This is a genomic window from Paenibacillus sp. FSL F4-0122 (assembly GCF_038002845.1).
Classification (GTDB): domain Bacteria; phylum Bacillota; class Bacilli; order Paenibacillales; family Paenibacillaceae; genus Paenibacillus_AQ; species Paenibacillus_AQ odorifer.
In genome coordinates, this window is sequence record NZ_JBBODI010000001.1 from 2384446 (window position 1) to 2404640 (window position 20195).

At 43.4% G+C, this 20195-nt stretch carries 14 protein-coding genes and 2 pseudogenes; 14 read left to right on the forward strand and 2 right to left on the reverse strand.

What is annotated here, in order from left to right:
- Nucleotides 1-435 precede the first annotated feature (435 nt).
- The 10 genes and pseudogenes from MHH49_RS10200 to MHH49_RS10245 all read left to right on the forward strand — a co-directional run bounded on the left by MHH49_RS10200 (nt 436) and on the right by MHH49_RS10245 (nt 11379).
- Entirely contained in the window at nt 436-2679 is a 2244-nt protein-coding gene (locus MHH49_RS10200) for a U32 family peptidase (RefSeq protein WP_076099773.1), read from the forward strand.
- Nucleotides 2680-2774: 95 nt separating this feature from the next.
- Nucleotides 2775-2921: pseudogene (locus tag MHH49_RS10205) on the forward strand (DNA-binding response regulator); the annotation flags it as partial.
- Nucleotides 2918-3757, forward strand: a pseudogene (locus MHH49_RS10210) (sensor histidine kinase); the annotation flags it as partial. The pseudogenes MHH49_RS10205 and MHH49_RS10210, both read left to right, overlap by 4 nt.
- A gap of 101 nt (nt 3758-3858) precedes the next feature.
- Entirely contained in the window at nt 3859-4797 is a 939-nt protein-coding gene (locus MHH49_RS10215) for a VanZ family protein (RefSeq protein WP_036682416.1), read from the forward strand.
- Nucleotides 4798-4821: 24 nt separating this feature from the next.
- Nucleotides 4822-5505 (forward strand): ABC transporter ATP-binding protein, encoded by a 684-nt coding sequence (locus MHH49_RS10220; protein WP_036682414.1) that lies wholly within the window; start codon nt 4822-4824, stop codon nt 5503-5505.
- Entirely contained in the window at nt 5502-8093 is a 2592-nt protein-coding gene (locus MHH49_RS10225) for an FtsX-like permease family protein (RefSeq protein ID WP_341138114.1), read from the forward strand. Before MHH49_RS10220 ends, MHH49_RS10225 begins: the two co-directional genes overlap by 4 nt.
- A gap of 51 nt (nt 8094-8144) precedes the next feature.
- A complete protein-coding gene (locus MHH49_RS10230) occupies nt 8145-9065 on the forward strand; it encodes a helix-turn-helix transcriptional regulator (protein ID WP_036682411.1) in 921 nt (306 codons plus the stop codon).
- A gap of 94 nt (nt 9066-9159) precedes the next feature.
- A complete protein-coding gene (locus MHH49_RS10235) occupies nt 9160-10053 on the forward strand; it encodes a DUF2785 domain-containing protein (RefSeq protein WP_051491239.1) in 894 nt (297 codons plus the stop codon).
- A gap of 21 nt (nt 10054-10074) precedes the next feature.
- Nucleotides 10075-10743, forward strand: a complete 669-nt coding sequence (locus tag MHH49_RS10240; RefSeq protein WP_036682409.1) for a cyanophycinase — start codon at nt 10075-10077, stop codon at nt 10741-10743.
- 327 nt (nt 10744-11070) lie between these two features.
- Entirely contained in the window at nt 11071-11379 is a 309-nt protein-coding gene (locus MHH49_RS10245; RefSeq protein WP_036682407.1) for a hypothetical protein, read from the forward strand.
- 98 nt (nt 11380-11477) lie between these two features.
- On the opposite strand, the gene MHH49_RS10250 is transcribed toward MHH49_RS10245, so the two are convergent.
- Entirely contained in the window at nt 11478-11948 is a 471-nt protein-coding gene (locus MHH49_RS10250) for a pyridoxamine 5'-phosphate oxidase family protein (protein WP_036682406.1), read from the reverse strand.
- 316 nt (nt 11949-12264) lie between these two features.
- On the opposite strand from MHH49_RS10250, the gene MHH49_RS10255 reads away from it, so the two are divergent.
- From MHH49_RS10255 to MHH49_RS10270, 4 genes are all read left to right on the forward strand, one after another.
- Complete coding sequence (locus MHH49_RS10255) at nt 12265-15162, forward strand: S-layer homology domain-containing protein (RefSeq protein ID WP_036682404.1); 2898 nt, start codon at nt 12265-12267, stop codon at nt 15160-15162.
- Between the two features lie 172 nt (nt 15163-15334).
- The gene (locus tag MHH49_RS10260; protein WP_036682403.1) at nt 15335-16291 is read left to right on the forward strand and encodes a quinone oxidoreductase family protein; all 957 of its coding nucleotides are present in this window, start codon (nt 15335-15337) and stop codon (nt 16289-16291) included.
- Nucleotide 16292: 1 nt separating this feature from the next.
- Nucleotides 16293-16727 (forward strand): MarR family winged helix-turn-helix transcriptional regulator, encoded by a 435-nt coding sequence (locus MHH49_RS10265; RefSeq protein ID WP_036682401.1) that lies wholly within the window; start codon nt 16293-16295, stop codon nt 16725-16727.
- 251 nt (nt 16728-16978) lie between these two features.
- On the forward strand, nt 16979-17512 hold the full coding sequence (locus MHH49_RS10270) for a YceI family protein (protein WP_036682399.1): 534 nt from the start codon (nt 16979-16981) through the stop codon (nt 17510-17512).
- Between the two features lie 126 nt (nt 17513-17638).
- Here MHH49_RS10270 and MHH49_RS10275 read toward each other — a convergent pair whose 3' ends face one another.
- On the reverse strand, nt 17639-20194 hold the full coding sequence (locus tag MHH49_RS10275) for an FtsX-like permease family protein (RefSeq protein ID WP_051491238.1): 2556 nt from the start codon (nt 20192-20194) through the stop codon (nt 17639-17641).
- Nucleotide 20195: the final 1 nt, after the last annotated feature.

Below are 20195 nucleotides of genomic sequence, written 5' to 3' on the forward strand. Positions count from 1 at the left end.
TTAGTGGAGGCTCTTTTAAGGCTGCTAATCAATGCGCCAGATGCTCGCTCATACTTATGTAAAATAAAATGTTAGCTACTTGGCAATGATAGGCACCCATAATTCCTGCTCAATTTTGGCTTCAGGAGCCAAATAATTCTCTATACATGAGGAGTGAAGAGTTTATGGTTACCTCAGCTGAGAGCGATATTCAGGAGATACGCGTGGCGAAAAATGTACTTAAAGAATTATTATGAGATACGTCCCTTAGAGCAAATGAGGTCATTTAAAACAAGCGCACAAGCCATTGACTTGTGCGTTTTGCTGCAGCTTAAGTATATTTCTTATTTTATGATTAATGGAAATAGTCTGAAGTTTGAGGCGTAACAAAAAATATCTTTAATAAAGAAATGTCGCTTTAACTAGCGTACAATTTATGGGTCATAGGAGGAAAAAATGTCTGAATTATTAGCTCCAGCAGGAAATATGGAAGCTTTAAAAGCTGCAATATCTAATGGTTGTGATGCAATATACTTAGGAATGCAAAAATTTGGTGCACGTGCATACTCGTCTAATTTTGATTTAGAAACGTTAAAAGAGGCTGTTACGTATGCGCACCTGAGGAACGTTAAAATCTATGTTGCCATGAATACCATCGTTTTTGAAAACGAAGTTGAAGAGATGAAAGAGCAGATACACGAATTAAATAAAATCGGTGTTGATGGCATTATCGTCCAGGACCTGATTGCTTTTGATTATATCGTTAAAAACTTTGTTGATATGGAAGCACATTGTTCAACTCAAATGGGAATAGACGATCTAGATGGAACTTTATTATTTAAAGAACTTGGTGCTAAAAGAGTTGTTCTGTCCCGTGAGGTCAAGATTGAAAAAGTAAAAGAGATCAAAAGAATAGCTGAAATCCCTTTAGAAATTTTCGTTCACGGTGCTTTATGTGTATCTTATTCGGGAAATTGTCTAATGTCAGGATTGCTCGGCAATCGATGCGCAAATCGCGGAAGATGTGTGGGTTCATGCCGTAAGGAGTATGAACTAATCGATAAGACAACAGATACATCTTTAGGGAAAAGCTATATTCTATCTACTAAGGACTTAAACACCATCGATTATATCCATGATTTAAAAGAAATCGATTCTTTAAAAATAGAAGGCCGAATGAAGGCGCCTACGTATGTTGCTAATGTTGTATCCAAATACCGCAAGGCCTTAGATCATAAAATAACCGAAGAAGACAAAGAAAATCTGAAAAAAACATTCAATAGAACATTTACTAAAGGGTATTTGTTTCACGAAGACAGGAGAAATATTACAAACATCTTAAAACCTAATAACTTTGGTTATGAAATTGGAACAATCAGCGGGATTGTTAAAGACATGTATGAAATAACACTTACACGTCCTTTAAATCAGAACGATACCATTCGAATCAGTCACAACAATGAAGATGTTAATTTAACGGTTGCCAAACTGTACGATAAAGATGGCGAATTAATCAACAAAGCAGAGGATGTCTGCTATATCAAAATCAAAGAAAAGATGTCTAAGGGAGATTTAGTATATAAAACGAAGGATTATTTCTATAACAAAGAATTAGAAGCATCACTGGAAAAAGAATTTAAGCGGTTTGACCTCGATATTAGAGTATATGCATGTCCAGATTCAAAGCTTTTCATAGATGCGGAAGGCTTAGGCTTTAATTATTCCTATGAAAGCGAGGAAATACTGGGCGAAGCCATTAATAATCCAACAACAAAAGACCAGGTAATCAAGCAATTCTCAAGATTAAATGATACGATATTCGAACTTAATCATGTCGAGTATGAGGAATGCAATGCATTTATTCCAGCTAAACTGTTAAATGCAGCAAGAAGAGATATTGTACTGGGCTTGTATGACTTAAAGCTTAACAGCCAGCAGAAAAGAACCAAGGCTTTGGAAGCAAAAGAAAAAATAAGCTTTGCCCCTGGAAAACCATACCTTACGGCCTCTGTAACGACTAAGGAACAGTACGATGCTTGCGTGAGCTGTGGAATTAAGGAAATCTATTACGAAAATGTGGTTAGAAGAAATCAGAATGATTATAAGGAACAAGAAGGACAGCTACTAATTGGAGGATATGGGGGGATTAATCACTATAGAGAAACAAACCCGTTTGTTACGGACTATTCTCTAAATGTTATTAATGCCACTAGTTGCTATGAATTATATAAATTAGGTGCAAAGCGAGTCACTTTATCTTATGAATTGAATAAGGGCCAAATTGAAGATTTAATGAATGCCTATGTTAAAGAAAATGACGGCTATCCTGCACTGGAAATGATTGTATATGGCAGGGCTCCTTTGATGTTTACGAAATATTGTCCGATGAAAAAAATGAATCAATGCAGAATTTGCAAAACGAAGAGCTATGAGTTAAAAGATGAGCACGGAACGTTCCCTATCATTTCCCATGATGATTGTACAACGACTCTCCTTAACGGGAAGACGCTTAATCTTTTAGATGAGCTACAAGATATCCAAGGAATTGAGGCGCTCAGATTAAACTTCACAGTTGAATCAAAAGAGCAGGTTGTGAAAGTCATTAATATGGCGTCAGGCAAATTAAATGGCTCAATGAATCATGCTGTCTTTAATCAGGAAACAGACACAAGAGGGCATTATAATAAAGAGATTGTGTAGTCGTTGAATTCATTAAATGTTCTAAAATCTTGGGGAATACTATAAGTAAATCCGAGACAGGTGCAATTCAATCCAATCATAAGGATGAACTTCAGATGAAAATATTATTAGTTGAAGATGATAAGACGATCGCGTCGGGACTGGAATATTCGCTGCAGCAAGAGGTTTATTGGACTGTTCTCTGCCATAATGCCGCTTCAGCCCGAAAGGTGCTCGCCGAAGACATCGATCAGTTCACTATTACGAGCTAGAGAAGCTGTCCATCTATTTACGGGAGATTAGCAGCGGCCAGGCCTCCCTTGACCCTCGCGATAATCAAGAAGGTGAGCTTAGCATCTTAAAGAATGATATTTACAAGGTGACACGCATGCTCTCCGAGCATCGTTCTCTATTGCAGCAGGATAAGCTTCAACTGACCGATGCCATCTCCGATATTTCACATCAACTCAAAACACCGATCACCTCTATGACAGTCATGGCAGATCTGTTAAGCGCCCCTGATCTGCCTCCACTCAAAAGAACGAAGTTCACCCATCATATTCGCATTCAACTTGAACGGATCGATTGGCTTGTTTCATCTTTATTAAAGCTAGCGAAAATGGATGCGGGAACTATCCCGTTCAAAAAAGATCGAATACACATGAAAACCCTAATCCTAAATGCACTGGAGCCGGTTATGATTCCGATGGATATTAAGGGTCAGACCGTTTCCATCACAGGGGATGACAACGTCTCTTTTGACGGCGATTTCCATTGGACTGCTGAAGCGGTTATCAATATTTTGAAGAATGGAGTGGAGCATACACCTGAGGGCGGTGCGATTACCATCACATTTTCCGACAACGTGCTATTTACGGAAATCGTTATTGCTGACAACGGAGAGGGCATTCCGAAAGAGGATTTGCCTTATATATTCAAACGTTTTTATAAAGGAAAGAATGCTAATGAAGGAAGCATCGGTATAGGGCTTGCGATGGCTCACAGCATCATTGCAAGCCAGAACGGCGTGATTGATGTAACGAGCGACAGCGGGACTGGTACAGAGTTTCGGATCAAATTTTATAAGCATGTGATTTAACAGCACTCCATAAGTGACTAAACTGTCACCTCCAATGTCACTGTAAAGTCATTTTGGACAGATAAAATGATATTCATCAGATGAACGATGGAGGTACAACCATGCAAATGAAGCAGCAGCGCAAGATTACTTTTTTTATCACCATAGGCTACACCCTGATTATTCTTTATTTTATGTTTTTTGCTTTCGGCAGAGCGGATAAGGTAGATCTAACCAGTCAGTACACCTTTATTTTTTTGCCGGACGATTTTTTTAGGGTGCCGGGTCTTTCCGATCTTCTACATCCGACACTGATGGACTTGGTGGGTATTGGAAACATTGCAGCCTTCATACCTTTTGGCATACTGTTTCCGTTGTTATACCGCACCAGCTTTGTTCGCTTCATGACAGGGTTTATCCTGTCCATTCTTGTGGTGGAGACCATCCAGGCACTAACATTCCTCGGCAGCTTTGACACGAACGACGTCATAAAGAACTCATTGGGCGCTGCTATTGGATTCGGGGCGTACAAGATTGGCTTCCGTACAAAAAACTACTGGAGAAATATCACTGCTACGGGAATTGCCAGTGCTGTCTTAATGCTCGGCGTGTGGGGGGTCTTAGGAGTAGTTGATCAAGTGTTCACCAAAGAGTTGGCCCCTTTTGTAGCGATAAACGAATGGGAAGATAGTACCGGAAATCGATTAACGGGAACCAAACAGGACAGTCTTAAGATTGGCGGTCAAGACGTGACACCCCAATATAATGTGTATGGCATCGAAGGTAAAAAGAAGGAAACATATACGTATTCGCTAGGTAATAAGGGAGATCTGTATCTTAGCTTGAATTATGGAATTCCTGATCATAAGGATTTTCAGGGCAGCATTAAGGTTACCGTTGACGGGCATGAGCTCCTGTCTGTATCTGCAGAAGATCAGCTCCATGAGCCGGATATGAGGATCCTTTATCTCACCGGGGCTAATGAGCTTAAGATAACCATTGAGGGGAATGAAACCCTTTGGGATGTTGGATATAGAGAGATGGTATATACCTGGAATTGAGCATCTAGGGAAGGAGGGATGACAATGGAGATTTTAACAATTGAAAATTTGTCCGAAATATACGGCACAGGCGAATCGGCGGTGAAGGCGCTTGATGATGTTTCCTTTTCGGTCCAAAAAGGTGAATTCGTCGCAATTATCGGACCTTCCGGATCGGGGAAATCGACACTCCTTCATATGCTGGGCGGTGTGGATCGACCGACTGGCGGGAAAGTGTATGTTCAGGATACGGATATGTATACCTTGGACGAAACGCAGCTGGCCATCTTCAGACGCAGGCAAATCGGGCTGATCTACCAGTTTTTCAATCTGATTCCCGTCCTGACGGTGGAAGAGAATATTACGCTGCCGCTCTTGCTGGATCAACAAAAGGTAGATCAAAAGCAATTGGCTGATCTTGTGAATACGTTGAATTTGCAGCATCGATTAAACCATCTGCCGAATCAGCTATCCGGTGGACAGCAGCAGCGTGTCTCGATTGGCAGGGCGATCATCGGCAATCCTGCGATCATGCTGGCCGACGAACCCACCGGGAATCTGGACAGCAGGAATAGCATTGAGATCGTCGTTTTATTGAAAATGCTGAATAAGACCTATCATCAGACACTGATCGTAATCACGCATGACGAACGGATCGCCCTGCAAGCCGACAGAATCATTTCGATTGAAGATGGGAGGATTGCCAAAAACGAGGTGATAAGGCGATGAATATTGTCAATACATTAACCATCCGGCATCTGAAGCAGAACAAGAGACGAACACTTGTGACTATTTTTGGCGTAATTATTTCGGTATCCATGATGACCGCTGTCATTACGCTTATTTTTTCCTTTGCGGATTTAATGATCAGACAAACTATCACAGATACAGGGGAGTGGCATATTCAGTATCAAGATATAACCAAGAAACAGCTTGCGGCGATACAGGGCGATGATGCAACCAAAACGGTTGCAATCACAAGAGACCTTGGGTATGCCCCATTAGAAGGGGGACAAAATTCCAATAAGCCGTACTTGTTCATTAAGGAATATGATGTGCAAGGGTTCACACAATTTCAGATTGAAATAAGCAAGGGACGCCTTCCGCACACGGACAAGGAGGTTGTGATCTCCGAGTCTGTTGCAACAAATGGCAAAGTGAAGTACGAAATCGGCGACCGTCTAACGCTTCGCGTCGGCGACCGATTCGAACAAGGGGGCGATCATCCCCTGGATCAGACGGAACCGCTGCGCAGGAAAGACGGCACATTAACCGAGACATTACAGCATAGCATAATTAGGGATTATACGGTGGTAGGCTTCATTAAACATCCGGTGTCGGAAACGGCTTGGGCCCCGGCTTATACGATCATTAGCTATGTCGATGATCATATCATCGGGGGGGACGATCGGGTCGATGCGTCGGTGGTCTTGCAGCGGGTCAATCCGTTCTTGTTCGCACATGCGGAGAAGCTGGCTGAGAAAAACCAAATTGACACTGTCCAATATAATGACGATTTGCTTCGTTATTATGGCTTGTCCAGCAGCGGGGCCTCATCCAGCATGATGTTCTCATTATCGGCAATCATTATAGGGATTATTATAATTGGCTCGGTTGGACTCATCTATAACGCTTTTGCGATATCCGTCTCGGAACGTTCCCGCCATTTAGGGATGCTCGCGAGCGTGGGGGCGACGAAAAGGCAGAAGCGAAATTCCGTATTTTTTGAAGGTATCGTCATTGGTTTGATCAGCATTCCCATTGGCATCTTATGCGGTCTTGCCGGAATCGGAATCGCCTTTTCGTTCATGAACACAATGATTGAAGGGGCATTATGGACTAGTGAAAAGCTGAGGCTTATCGTCACGCCGTTATTGCTCTTGATTACTTGTCTTGTTTCGATGCTGACGATTTTCGTTTCGGCGTATCTCCCGGCGGTTAAAGCATCCAGGGTATCTCCCGTGGACGCGATTCGCCAAACCACTGACGTAAAGCTTACGGCCAAAGCAGTGAAGACGTCGAAGATCATTCGTAAGCTCTTCGGAATCGAAGCAGAAATCGGGCTGAAAAACTTAAAAAGGAACAAACGAAGACATCATGTTATTCTTTTTTCGCTTGTTATCAGCATCGTTTTGTTTTTGACGATATCGTTTTTCACGACTGGCCTGACACAATCTCTGGCATTGTCGCTGGAAGGCATCAATTACGATATTGAAGTGTCGTCCAGTAATGGCGAAAGACTAGATGACCGGTTGATGCAATCGCTTGTATCTCTTGTTGGCGTCACGGAATACAACGTGAGTCATGAGTTAGTCGGGAACGCTTGGGTCGATGCAGCAGGCATCGCCGACGAGTTGCAAGAGAAGGTTAAGCAGGATAAGAGTATGCTGCAAGACGGGAAATACCCTTACGAAATTAAGCTATATGCAATGAATGATTCGAGCCTGCAAGCCTATGCCAGAGCGGTTGGCGCAGATTACGAACAGCTTACGGATCTGGATCATCCCGCCGCAATCGTGATGGATACGATTCATTACAAAGATATAGATACGGGGAAATATATTCAGACGAAGTCCATATATGCGAATATCGGACAACATATCGAGCTAATGAGTTTTATTAAAGCGAGTGGGGAAGAAACGAAGGCAAATAAAGTGATATTTGCCGCATTGACGGATAAGGCACCGATGGGGATGAGCCCGGTAGGCGTAGGCGGGTTAAATATGATCGTGTCGGAACGCGTCATGAATCGGCTGGCAGACGGCGAGGAGCTGGCTAACGCTTCGATGTACCTCCATTTGAAAAGCACGGAACCGGTGAAAACGCAGCAGGAAATTGAAGCGATGAATGAGACCAATCTGAATGTCTACAATGTATATCAATTCAGAATAAGAGAAGAACAACAGATTCTGCTGATGAAGGTCTTTTCTTACGGTTTTATCGTATTAATCTCTGCGATTTCTGTTGCGAACATCTTTAATACGATCTCAACAGGGCTGGCTCTTCGCAAACGGGAATTCGCGATGCTGAAATCCGTAGGCGCGACGCCAAAGGGGTTTGCAAAAATGCTGAACTATGAGAGTGTTTTTTATGGGGTCAAGTCGCTCTTGTATGGGCTTCCTGTCAGTTTCGCCGTGATGGTTCTGATCTATAAAGCATTTGCGAACAAATTCAGCTATGGGTTCACCCTGCCCTGGATGAGCATTCTGTCTGTCATAGTGTGTGTATTTGTCATTGTCAGCTCTGCGGTTGTTTATTCCGGAGCTAAAGTAAAAAAGGAGAATATTATTGATGCATTAAAGCAAGAGAATATATGATTCACTTACTTCACCCAGAGGAGGAGACGTTACCCGACGTCACACACAATCATGCGAGTTGACCGATTGCTCTCCATGCTGCTGATCATCTCCGGTAAAGGTACGGTAACGGGCAAGGAGCTTGCCGAGCATTTCGAGGTATCCTTGCGGACGATCTACCGGGATATCGAAAAATTAGGAGAAGCCGGCATACCGGTTGCCTCGTCCAGCGGCAAGGGCGGAGGATACTATATTATGGACAGCTATAATATAAGCGGCCTCTTTTTAAACCGGGATGAAGCTCATACGTTTGTAGCTGTAATGAAGAATTTACACGGCTTGTTTGGCAGGAACGAAGCTTTTAATGACATTATGCTAAAGGTTGAGCATACCTATAAGCGGGAGCCCGAGAAGCATAAACTGACTCTGGATATGTCCCATTTCAGCATGGAGCAGGAAATTAAAGAATACATTGGGATCATAAGCAAGGCCATCACGGATAACAGGCTGCTGGTGTTCGACTATATCAACAGGGATATGGAATACCTGGAGCGAACGGTAGAGCCAAGCTGGATTGACTTTCGCCATGGAGATTGGTATGTGATAGGCTTTTGCCGGGTCAGAGGGGACTACCGCAGATTCAAGCTCGTGCGGATCAAGCAACTGAAGCAGGGACCGCCTTTTGTAAAAAGAGAGCTGCCCGATGACCGAATCGCCGAGGTCATTGAGCACAGCTATTCGCAGCGGGACATACAGGTTGTGCTCAGATTCACTTCACGAATTGGTGCGCAGCTTCCCGAGTATTTTCAGAAAGAGAAGATTAGCCGGGGTGAAGATGGTTTCTATCTCGTTTCGGATACATTTCCTTATGAGGAGGGCCTGCTGAAATTCATTCTAAGCTTCGGCAAGGAGTGCGAGCTGCTGGAGCCTCGTGAATTACGGGCGGAGCTGCAGCAATATATGCAAAATATGCTTCTATCCTACAATGACTGACGCCCTGGTGTCAGTCATTGTGTTCTATAGTAGGGATATCGGCGGGAGAAATCCATAACGCCCGCTATAACTAGGCTAGGAGTGAACCGACTAAATGAAAGCCAGTATTTTGGACGATGATTTCAATGAATGGGGTACGGAGGACACACGAACAGAACTGATACGGAAGCTGCAAAGATTGGAGGAGGAACGCTATATCCTGCGTGAGGGAGAAAGGTTACAAGACTTTACCAATCTGATGCTGCGGCATATTGGCGATCCGGAATCGGAGCTCCGTGAGCAGATCTATTCCACTTTTCACATATGGCTGAAGCGCGATAATAAGTTCTCATGTGCGGAAATGCAGCATCTTTTGGCTGTCCTGATGGATGACCGGCATCTGTTCTATCAGATTGGAAGCGAAGATGACCATAGCGTACTCACCAGGGCGTTTGCGGTTCTGCCTATCGTTCTTATTGTACAGCGGCACAGGAATAATTCATTCTTGACTCCGGATGAGTTCCAGCATCTAAAGCATTCGCTGCTTCGCTACTACCAGGAGGAGAAGGACCTGCGCGGTTATCTGGCAGTTGAAGGCTGGGCGCATGCCGCGGCTCACGGGGCAGATGCCCTCGAGGAGCTGATCCGCTGTCCGGAAAGCGATAATGCAGTGCAGCGCGAGGTGCTGGGGGAGATTAAAGGGATGCTGCATAACGGTGTCCGGATATTTGACGAGGAGGAAGACGAGCGCATGGCCAGCATTGTGGAGACGATGATTAGCGAAGCACTGCTTCCGCAGCAGGAGATTGCCGACTGGATTCATAGCTTGTCGCTGTGTACGGAATGGCCGGATACGCGCGCGCCGAGAATTGCCAGAGTAAACGGGAAAAATTTTGTGCGCAGCCTATATTTTAGAACGAGGGCCCACAATGACGGGAATAATCTTATTCTTAACGGCGCCATGCTGACGGCTGAAGCTAAATTGAACCACTTTAAAGAGGCTAATTAATACATATGGAGGTAATTAAGTTTGAGTACTCACTACTATTTCAGTTGGTTTAATCATTTTTTTCCAGAGAAGCTGGTCCATTGTTTGCATGAGGATATACAAGACAGACAATCGCTTGTTATGATTAGCGCTGACCCGTCTGGTTACACAGAAGAGCCAATTAACTTTGATGATATCTCTGAATGGACATGGCTGAATCAGGCTAACATTATTTTTGATGAATATCATTTCATTGATTACCGCATGCAGAAGGAGGATGCCCAGAGGTTCATTCAGAACGCTTCTGTCATTTTTTTATGCGGCGGGTATCCTGTTTTGCAGAAGGATTTTTTGGCGGATTATGAATTATCGGATGTTATTAAAAATAGCGATGCCGTTATACTGGGTGCCAGCGCCGGTGCGCTAAACATGTCTGCTCAATGGTTAAGCTTGAATGACACTGGTCATGAAGTTGAAACAAGTACGATTTATGAGGGGATTGGCTTTGATCATTTTGCCTATGAATCCCATTCTAAGCGTGGCTACGCCACGTTTGTTCAAGGCTATCTGTTCCCCTTGTCTGAAGAGATCGATGTTTATGCGGCAGAACAGGAGAGCGCTATACGTGTAAAGGACGGCAAAATCGAAACAATGGGTCCTTTATATTTAATTTCCCGCTCAAAGATTCAAAAATTGGTTGAGACGCTCTAACTAGGGAGAGGGGCTACCGAAATGAAACGCTCAAATAATAATTAGTCACCTCTCAATATGGACCTGTATCCAGAGTATTCCGGTAAGCGGCGAAGAGATAAACTCTCTTCCGCCGCTATTTTTTTTAGATGAACATCATTTTCGCTCTATTTCTATTTCCCATTATTTAAGCTAAAGTTAAAGTTTTCTTTAAGTTTCAGATGAGGGTTAAGTTGCTATGCTAACATAAATGAAGATAACAATTGGATGCACAAGAGGCTGGACACTGTAATAGGGTGTCAGTCGTTTTTTTTCATGTAATTCATTTATTATAGAAATGTGTATAAAATGAAATTTATCTACATTGATCCATTTACACAAGAAGAAAAGCTAATCAATGAGGAAACCTATCGTTTCGGCGTACAATTCACGATTCCAAGTAAATCTGTCTGGGGATTAGGAGTGACTGGAATTGGATGGAAGGCGTTAGACGGGGCACCGGAAATTGATGAGTATGCTATGAACTTAGTGCCGGCACAAAATGTGACTTATGAGCTTATCTTGCCTGACGAAGGAAGCGGAGAAGGTGGAGAAGGTGAAAATCCGGGATTTCCGGGAAGTCAATTCCCAGGCCTTACGGGTTTTATAAAGTTCTAATGTAGTTGTTATCATTTAGTTGGTTCTTATGAAAAGGTTCATCGCGGCGGACTGCTGCGATGAACCTTTTTTGCTGACTGTTCTATCACACAGACCACTTAATTTGCCGTCTTATTGATAAAATCAATCTCATTTCTGATCCCTTTATGGGCGTCATTCCACAGGCCCTTTGTCAGGCGAATGCGCAGCAGGCATGTGTTAGGATCTTCGTCGTTATTGGCTTCGTTATACCAATCGGCGAATATAGTGCGCAACTTAGTCATCATCTCGGCGTTATTCTCGTCACATACCCAGCCCAGGTTCTCACCGATACCATCGGCCGTAAAGTTTTCGACGATGATACAAACGGCGACTTCGGGGTTCTGGGCGATCTGCCGCATTTTGCCTGAGGTCGCATAAGTGACGGTGTAGAACGCGCCGTCCTCATAATAGGCGTCCACTATGCGGGCGGCGGGACGGCTTATACCATTGGTCCCGGGTTCCAGCGCGATGGTAGACAGAGTAATCAGGCCGTCCTTGTTACCCACTTGTTCTTCCAGCAGCTTCATGGCTTCGTCGTACTTGCTCATTATACTACCTCCTAAAATGTCATAAGGTATACATTGTTAAGCTTATCATTGTAAAATCTTAGTGCATGTGAAGAATAATACGATAAAAGATTAAATCGCCATCAATCCAAGCTTATACTCGATGGTCTTTTTTTTATGCCATTTAATCTCCAGTCTACAAATATATCTATTTTTTTTATGTAATAGACATTGTCAATTACCCTGGTCCTATTGTAGAATCAAGAAGTTGTCGAATAATGGTGTAAAATGCCATCCTTGGAACTCACTAGGACGACAGACTCATTGATATTTTTAGAGTAAGAAGGGGGAAGAAACAATGTTATTCCAAGCAGCACGCCGTAAACTCAGTCTGATGATTGTGTTTGCCCTATTAGTAAGCACTCTTACGCCACATATGGTGTTTGGTGAGGCCGCGCAGTTCAAAGACATCACAGGCTCTTATGCGCAAAAGGAGATTCATTCATTAACTGAAGCAGGAATAATCTCAGGGTATGAAGATAACTCTTTTAAACCGAAAAAGGCTATGTCACGTGCCGAACTGGCGAAAATCATAGTCCTGTCGTTAGGTCTAGAAGCAAATGCTGATCAAGCCGCACCGTTTAAAGACGTTGCCGCGAACAGTTGGTATCGCGGTTATGTAGGTGCATTGGTAAAGGCAGGCATTACGGAGGGGACATCGGCGACCACCTTCAGTCCTAATGCAAATGTCACCCGTGAAGAGCTGGTCGTATTTTTCATCCGAGCTTTCGAATTGGATGAAACAGCGAAGAAGCTTCCGGTTGATAGCAAGCTGTCAGATATCTCAGAGGTGTCCGAATGGGCAAAAGCGCAAGTATCCCTTGCCTTTAAAAATGGTTTCATCAACGGGGTCCAAGGCAGTGACGGCACCCTGAAATTCAAACCCAAAGAGCATGCGGAGCGCCAAGCTCTGGCTCGTCTGGCTTATGAGTTCAAAACCAATAAGTCAGTATATGTCGAGAAATCCAAACAGCTTCTGGCTGAAGAGGTTAATAAGGGCAAGAGTCCTGAGGTAACACCGACTGCCACCCCGGCAACGACTGACCGCGGGACATCTGTGACAGCACCAGCGCCGGGAGCTTCAGGTCCGGGAACGCCAGCATCGGCAACCCCAGCACCGGCAACCCCAGCACCAGTGACACCAACACCAGTGACACCAACACCAACACCGACATCGACACCGACACCGGCAACCCCGGCACCGGCAAATGCTCTCCAGGTTGTGGTGAAGGGGGAGAGTTCAGATGCCATTTATGTGGAAGAGCCAACAGAAGTTATATTCCGCTCATCGATTAATGCGGCAGGAACGGTAATCGCTAGTGTCTATCAAGTAGATGACAGCGGCAAAGTGATTTCCCAAATCATTTCGTTGTACGATGACGGTTTGGAAGCCCATGGAGACAGTCTTGAGGCAGACGGGCTGTACAGTGGCAAAGCAGTATTGACTGAAAGTACGGAGGGTTACATAAATCTGCAGGCGTTTGTGGGAGATGTGCCAAGCAGCACAGTTTTTAAATTATCTGTAATGAAGCATCTTACGGATGAACAGCTTGCACAAACGGAAATCATTGAAAATAATACACAGAGTAAGCTTGATCAACTGGCTACTTCATATGGTAATTTGCAAAAAGCAAAGGAAGAAACTGTGGCTTGGCTCCAAACCCAAGCAGAAGTAGAGCATGCTGGAATTTCGGGTGAAGGAGGAAGCATCTGGTATTTGCTGGACAACGGGATTCTAGGGGGGATATCCGCAGCTCCTGAGAATACAAAAGGGTTAAGCAGCACCGTAGAAGAGGCTGCGTCCAGTACTGCATTGGCGGCTGAGGCGCTAACGCAAAATGTGGAACAAACTGTAGCCACCATAGGAAGCCAGCGGGTTGCTGTAATTTCTCCGTTCTCCGGCACACTTCCATCTTCGACTGTTTATGACGCTGTATATCACAGCTTTGACCAGTCGAGTTACCCTTTCCTTGTGGAAAGAGTAAAGGACACCGCAGCGGGCGTGAATTTCTTTAAAGGACTGAATCAGTATGGCGTCGTGGTCTTGGATACCCACGGAGATACTTATTATGATGAAATAGTGCTACAGAAGCTCCATAATAAATACGGCATTGATTTCAAATACGCTGGACCGCAAGTCATGTTCCTGACAGGAGAAAAGGCAACGACAGAGAGCAAAAAGACCTATGAGTTGGACTTGAAAAAGGGAAGATTGGCTATTATATCCGGTTATTATGCTATTACACCGTCTTTTATTACACGGTACAACGATATGCTTCCTGATACCATCGTATATAATGGCAGCTGCCGCAGCGCGTACAACGATTCCATGGCAGATGCCTTCATCAACAATGGTGCTGGCACTTATTATGGATATACCGATTATGTAAAGCTTGCATATGATCAAGCTATTGCTAAATCCGTATTTACCGCTTTAAACGATGAGAACATGACAACCGAAAAAGCCTTTCAAGCAGCAGTGGCTGCCCATGGAGCAAACGATGGGTTGGCGGCATTCTTCATGAAAGGAAGCAGCATTGGCACTAAGACCGAAGGGGTCATCAACGGAACCTTTGAAAACGGAACTTGGACCGGCTGGAATGGAAACGGCGATGTTCGGGTGATCTCCAAGCTGGGACCGCTTAAACCGACAGAGGGGAACTACATGGCTATTATCAGCACTGGCCTTGGGTATGAAAACAATGATCAAGGAGGATATGACTACAATTCAGATAGTTATATCGAGCAAAGTTTCATTGTTCCAGCGGGTGCAACAACCCTATCGTTTGATTACAATTTCATTTCTGAGGAGCCTAAGGAATTCGTTGGAAGCAAATTCAATGACACCTTCAGAGCAACGGTAACTTCCAGTGTATACATTAATACGGCTTCCCTCATTACTTCTCACATGAATGGCGGCAATACAGTGACGTCCAGTGTCTATGGCAATGATTCTGTTATTATCGGGGCTGAATCGATTAATGAATCCACGGCCTATTGGATTGAAGAGAACAAAGTAGCGATTGATTTCTACGGCGGGGATCATACAACATACATGACGAATTGGAAGCATGTACAATTTGATGTAAGCCAATTTGCCGGCAAGGGCTCCATTGTCCTTCGGTTCCATGTTTGGGATCAAGGAGATAGTATCTACGATACGGCAGTACTAATCGATAATGTAATATTAAAGTAATCAAAAAACGGCTGGATCAGGGGAACCTGACCAGCCGTTTCTTTTGGAAATAAGCTAATGGACTTGCGTTCGGATATGGATTCCAAATAAAATGTGCATATTGCACATAATTTGTGTTATACTTTATTATGTGCAATATGCACATAATATGGGGTGGAAGAAGGGTGTAAATATGAAGGCAGCAATCGTAAAGGATAAGGGGACGATTCCCGTAATGGGTCATTGTGATTCCCCTGTTGGGACAGAGGGGCTAGTTATAATTAACGTTACGGCCACAGCCTTGAGTCGAGTTAGCAAGTTCCGTTCAATGGGTATGCACTACTCTTCTGAAGTTAACTTTCCAATTGTAGCCGGTATCGACGGTGTAGGAACTTTGAAAGATGGGTCTCGTGTTTACTTTGCGCTGCCTACTGCACCATATGGCAGTTTGGCTGAGCAAACAATCGTCAACGAAAAGCTGACTGTCCGTTTACCAGATGGTATTGATGATCTCACTGCTGCCGCTATCGCCAACCCTGCTATGTCGTCATGGGCTGCATTGGTATTTCGAGCTGGTTTTAAATCCGGTCAAACTGTATTGATTAATGGCGCTACTGGTGCATCCGGTAGTTTAGCAGTTCAGATTGCTAAGGGTCTGGGGGCCAAGAAGGTCATTGTAACAGGACGCAACGAATCGAAGTTGCAAGCACTTGAAGCTGATGAGGCTATTGCATTTGATATGACAGCCGACAACGGTCAAAAAATGTTTGAAAACGCCCTAATGCCAGTTATTGCTGAAGGTGTTGATGTTATATTGGATTATCTTTGGGGCGACAGCGCACTCGCTATCATGTCAGCTCTTGTTAAGGCGAAAACGGATCGTTCAACTCGTTTTGTAAGCATTGGAACTTCATCTGGCCAAGAAAGCATTCATTTACCTTCATCTCTTTTACGCTCATCAACAATCGAACTCGTAGGTAGCGGAGATAAGAGTGTTTCTAAAGCTGATATGCTATCTGCTGTTAGAGGTGTCTTTGAAATGGCTGCCGAGGGGAAGATAAAAATTACCACAAAAGAGTTCGCTCTAGAAGATATTGAAGAGGCTTGGAATGCCCCGCTAATGCCTCGTCCTGTTGTAAGGGTGAAATAAAATGGAAAACGATATTTTTAAAGCACTGATCGATTTAGTTTCCATTATCAATAGGCCAGACCGTGATAAGAAGATGATTGCTAATGCTGGCGTAAATTTGGAAGCAGCAACCTTTCGTGTCTTTGTGGGCATCGTGCATCTCCAACCGACTAGTGTTGGTGATTTGGCCGCCATGATGGGAAAAAACTATTCGAGTGTTAGCCGGCAAATCGATAAGTTAGAAAACGCGGGGTTGGTTCATACGTATCCATCAAGTGCAGATTCCCGCATTCGTGTGTCTGAATTGACGAAAAGCGGGGAGGAAATCAATGCAATGATTAGCCTCACCCGTGAACGCATTTTGCATGAAGCTTTGGATGACTGGACTCTAGAGGAAAAAAACAGCTTATTGAATAACTTAAGGCGTTTATTTGAATCGTTGCAAAGATTCGACTAGTTGCAGATTATGACTGTTCACACACAGCTCAATGTTTATTGCGATGGTGGATATTCGGGTAAAAGGAATTACGGATTCAATGGGGAACCATTCTGAAATCGGATTTACGAGGAAGCCGCAAAAATGCTAAAACGCTACTGACACAACGTTGTCAGTAGCGTTTTTGTATATTAGGGGTATAGCGAGTAGCGCAGTGTTTTGGAGATAGGGTGACCTTGCTCATAATCTTATTATAGAGGTGGAATTTATTCATGAGTAATATCAAATGGGAAGTGGATCCGGACCACAGCTCCGTCGAGTTTTCGGTGACGCATTTAATGATTAATAAAATCAAAGGAGTATTTGAGCGTTTCCAGGCTATCTTAAGTTTTGATCCCAACGAGTTAACAACTATGGGTATTCAGGCTTCCATAGACGCAAATAGTATCACAACTCGCCAAGCGCAGCGAGATGAACATTTGAGGGGCGACGACTTCCTTCATGCTGCCAAGTATCCAACCATTGCGTTTCAAAGCACCAACTGCGTCTTTGCTGGTGAGCGGCAATATGAACTTACAGGCAATCTAACTCTGCATGGAGTAACCCAATCTGTTACTTTTCATACTGTTTTTGAAGGACTAAACAAGGACCCCCGCGGACGGGAACGTGTAGGGTTTCATTCAACAGCCAGTATTGATCGTAATGAATTTGGATTGAAATTCAACTCGCCTCTGGAAACCGGTGGAATTATAGTCGGAAATGAAGTGAGGATCGAGCTTTATATTGAGGCAATTAAAATACTGTGAACCGTATCACAAATTAATGTATTTTTACACCAAACGTAGTTATGACAAGGTATAAAAAAATCCCTCTCTGCGTAATAGAGAGGGACAGTAACTATTTAAGTACCAATTCATTAGAGCCTTATTAGATCATAACTGGTTGGTCTGTAAGAGCTGCGTAGGTTTAGTAAGCAGAGCAGGCCTCGCCGCTATCCAAGCCACTGAGAGTGTGGTTATAACACATAGGCCAATCCCATAAATCACCCATTTAACATCAACCAGGACAGGTAACTTGAACATAAGTTTTAGAGCTACAGTCGTTAACAACAAAGCTATCCCTGTACCAGCAGTTCCTGAGACTAAAGATAAAACAAAGTTCTCTAACAAGATTGACCGTAATGTCTTACCATTGGATACTCCCACTGCTTTGATGATTGCAATTTCTCTGCGTTTTCTTAAAAGGCTTATCACAATTTGATTCCCGATGGTAAGTATCGCTGTAATGAAGGCAAATAAAGTCACTATAGAGAAGAATACACTTATCATACGTATCATTGAATTTAAGCTTTCGGAGGCTGTACTTGATACTGAATACGCCATAGCGGATGCTGGAAGTACACCGTTTAATTCAGAGAGTAAACCCGTAGTCAGGGTCCCTCCGTCAATAGAAAACATTACCCGGTTAGGCGCCCCATATTTAGACAATATATCTTTAGTTGTTCTCATACCTACTGTTTTTACGAACCCTGATTCAAAAAAGCCAACAATTTTGAAAGGAATCTTCTTTTCTCCCATTGTAACTTCAACTGTATCGCCTGTCTTAATTCCCAACTGTTGATAATCTTCCAATAATAATGCGGTCTTGTGCGATGAATCATCTTCTATAAGGTCACGTCCACCAATAATGGAATAGGACCTTGATGCAAGTGAAGGGTCAACACCTTCAATGCTCAATTTATTGGAAGCGAAGAACTTATTCCCGTCTGACTTTTGCTGAAAAAGAGAAGTTGCTTCACTTCCGTTAATTGAACTTAAAAGACCGTTCATCTGGACACCCTCTGTCCACTTTTTAATATCGAGAGATTGAAAAGCTTCCTTGACTGCTTCAGACTCTACTAAGGAGCTTGTGATGAGTAGATTTCCTTTGGCCTCGGTCTCTAACTGTTGACTGACAGACTGAGTTAAGTTATCAGCGAAAAGTTCGCTTGATACTGCTGATGCAACACCAACACTCAAGATAAGAGCCAATAGTCCGTATCGTTTTCTTCCAGATGATAAATTATGAAAAGGGATAAACCAACGAGGAGAGATGAGTTTCCTCATGCTTCCAACCACTCTGAAAATGAAAGAGAAAGCAGAAGAACATACCTTCACAAATATACTTACCAATATAATAATCAGTAGAATCCCTAAAAAAGATAGAACGACTCTAGAACTAATGGATTCGGTTGAACCCAGAAAAAGTGTTTTTTGTAAGTAGAATGCTACAACTAGCGAAATCAGTAATAATAAGAGTCCTCTTTTCCAAAAGCGTACCCGATAAGAAGGGATCTGATGGTTTCCTTCAAGCAATAGCTGCATAGGAGAGACGATGAGCATTCCTTTTAGAGGAATCCATGTTGATATCAGTGCCATTAGCATTCCTACTGCGAAGGTAACAATTGTGACTTTCCATGAAAACTCCCAAGACAACGGTATAGCTAACATTTTGCCTACGTAAGAAGTTAACCAAGTACTCACTAGAAGACCTGTTACTATTCCAGTAATAGTTCCTATCGTCCCGATAAGAATACCTTCTGTTAAAAAGGTACCGGCAACTGAGCGAGAGCGTACACCTATTGCCTTCATAACTGCAATATCGCGCATTCTAGTGCTCATTGCCTGCTTCATTGTATTTGAAACTGTCAAAGCGCTGATTCCCAGTGCAAGCAGACTGAACAATTGTAAAAGTAAAAGAAGGGTCTTGGCTTGAGCCAAGCTTTCGTCTGTCCGCTCTTTCGTGTCCGTTAGTGTAGCACTTGGCAGATGCTTCTCAAGTTCTGCTTGCCAAGAAGTCTTTGGTGTGCCCGCTTTCCAATGGATAAGAATTTCATTTGTGCTTCCGGCTGGAGCGTTTAGCAGATTAGCTGCTTCATTCAACGGAAGATAAGCAGCTCCAAAAATATCCGCATCTCCGTAAGACTCTTGAACATTAAGTACTAATCCTTTTACCTTGTACTCATGCAGACTTCCATCAGACGCGCTCGGCAACCAAATTTTTTCTCCAACCTTTACCTGTAGGCGATCTGCTGCATTATCAGCAAGAAGGACCTCATTTGCTTGAAGTGAACGGATGCCAGGATATTGATTTTCCCCATAATAAGGGTAAGTCTTCGTATCAATTCCCTTCAAGATCACGCTTGTTGTTTTATTTTTGGATTGCACCATGCTCTGTCCGACATATGAAGATGAATGGCTGTCGATTTCTCCCATGTCTTGGAATATATCATTCACTATATTGCTCTGTAGTGGCTTAAGGTAGGACTGGACTAATACATCCCCACCTAATAGCAGTTTGGCAGAATTCTCAATAGAACGTGGCGCCAATTCAGATAATAGGAACATACTAAAGAAACTTGCACTTCCAATAATGAGAGACAATATAGTGAAAATTGTTCTTAATTTGTTACGTAATAAACTTCTCCCGGCAGAGCTCAGCCATATCATC

Coding starts and splice junctions, on each gene's coding strand:
- MHH49_RS10200 (WP_076099773.1), top strand. CDS start 436: ATGTCTGAATTATTAGCTCCAGCAGGAAATATGGAAGCTTTAAAAGCT.
- MHH49_RS10260 (WP_036682403.1), top strand. CDS start 15,335: ATGAAGGCAGCAATCGTAAAGGATAAGGGGACGATTCCCGTAATGGGT.
- MHH49_RS10225 (WP_341138114.1), top strand. CDS start 5,502: ATGAATATTGTCAATACATTAACCATCCGGCATCTGAAGCAGAACAAG.
- MHH49_RS10250 (WP_036682406.1), bottom strand. CDS start 11,948: ATGAGCAAGTACGACGAAGCCATGAAGCTGCTGGAAGAACAAGTGGGT.
- MHH49_RS10245 (WP_036682407.1), top strand. CDS start 11,071: ATGAAATTTATCTACATTGATCCATTTACACAAGAAGAAAAGCTAATC.
- MHH49_RS10215 (WP_036682416.1), top strand. CDS start 3,859: ATGCAAATGAAGCAGCAGCGCAAGATTACTTTTTTTATCACCATAGGC.
- MHH49_RS10255 (WP_036682404.1), top strand. CDS start 12,265: ATGTTATTCCAAGCAGCACGCCGTAAACTCAGTCTGATGATTGTGTTT.
- MHH49_RS10275 (WP_051491238.1), bottom strand. CDS start 20,194: ATGATATGGCTGAGCTCTGCCGGGAGAAGTTTATTACGTAACAAATTA.
- MHH49_RS10230 (WP_036682411.1), top strand. CDS start 8,145: ATGCGAGTTGACCGATTGCTCTCCATGCTGCTGATCATCTCCGGTAAA.
- MHH49_RS10270 (WP_036682399.1), top strand. CDS start 16,979: ATGAGTAATATCAAATGGGAAGTGGATCCGGACCACAGCTCCGTCGAG.
- MHH49_RS10235 (WP_051491239.1), top strand. CDS start 9,160: ATGAAAGCCAGTATTTTGGACGATGATTTCAATGAATGGGGTACGGAG.
- MHH49_RS10265 (WP_036682401.1), top strand. CDS start 16,293: ATGGAAAACGATATTTTTAAAGCACTGATCGATTTAGTTTCCATTATC.
- MHH49_RS10220 (WP_036682414.1), top strand. CDS start 4,822: ATGGAGATTTTAACAATTGAAAATTTGTCCGAAATATACGGCACAGGC.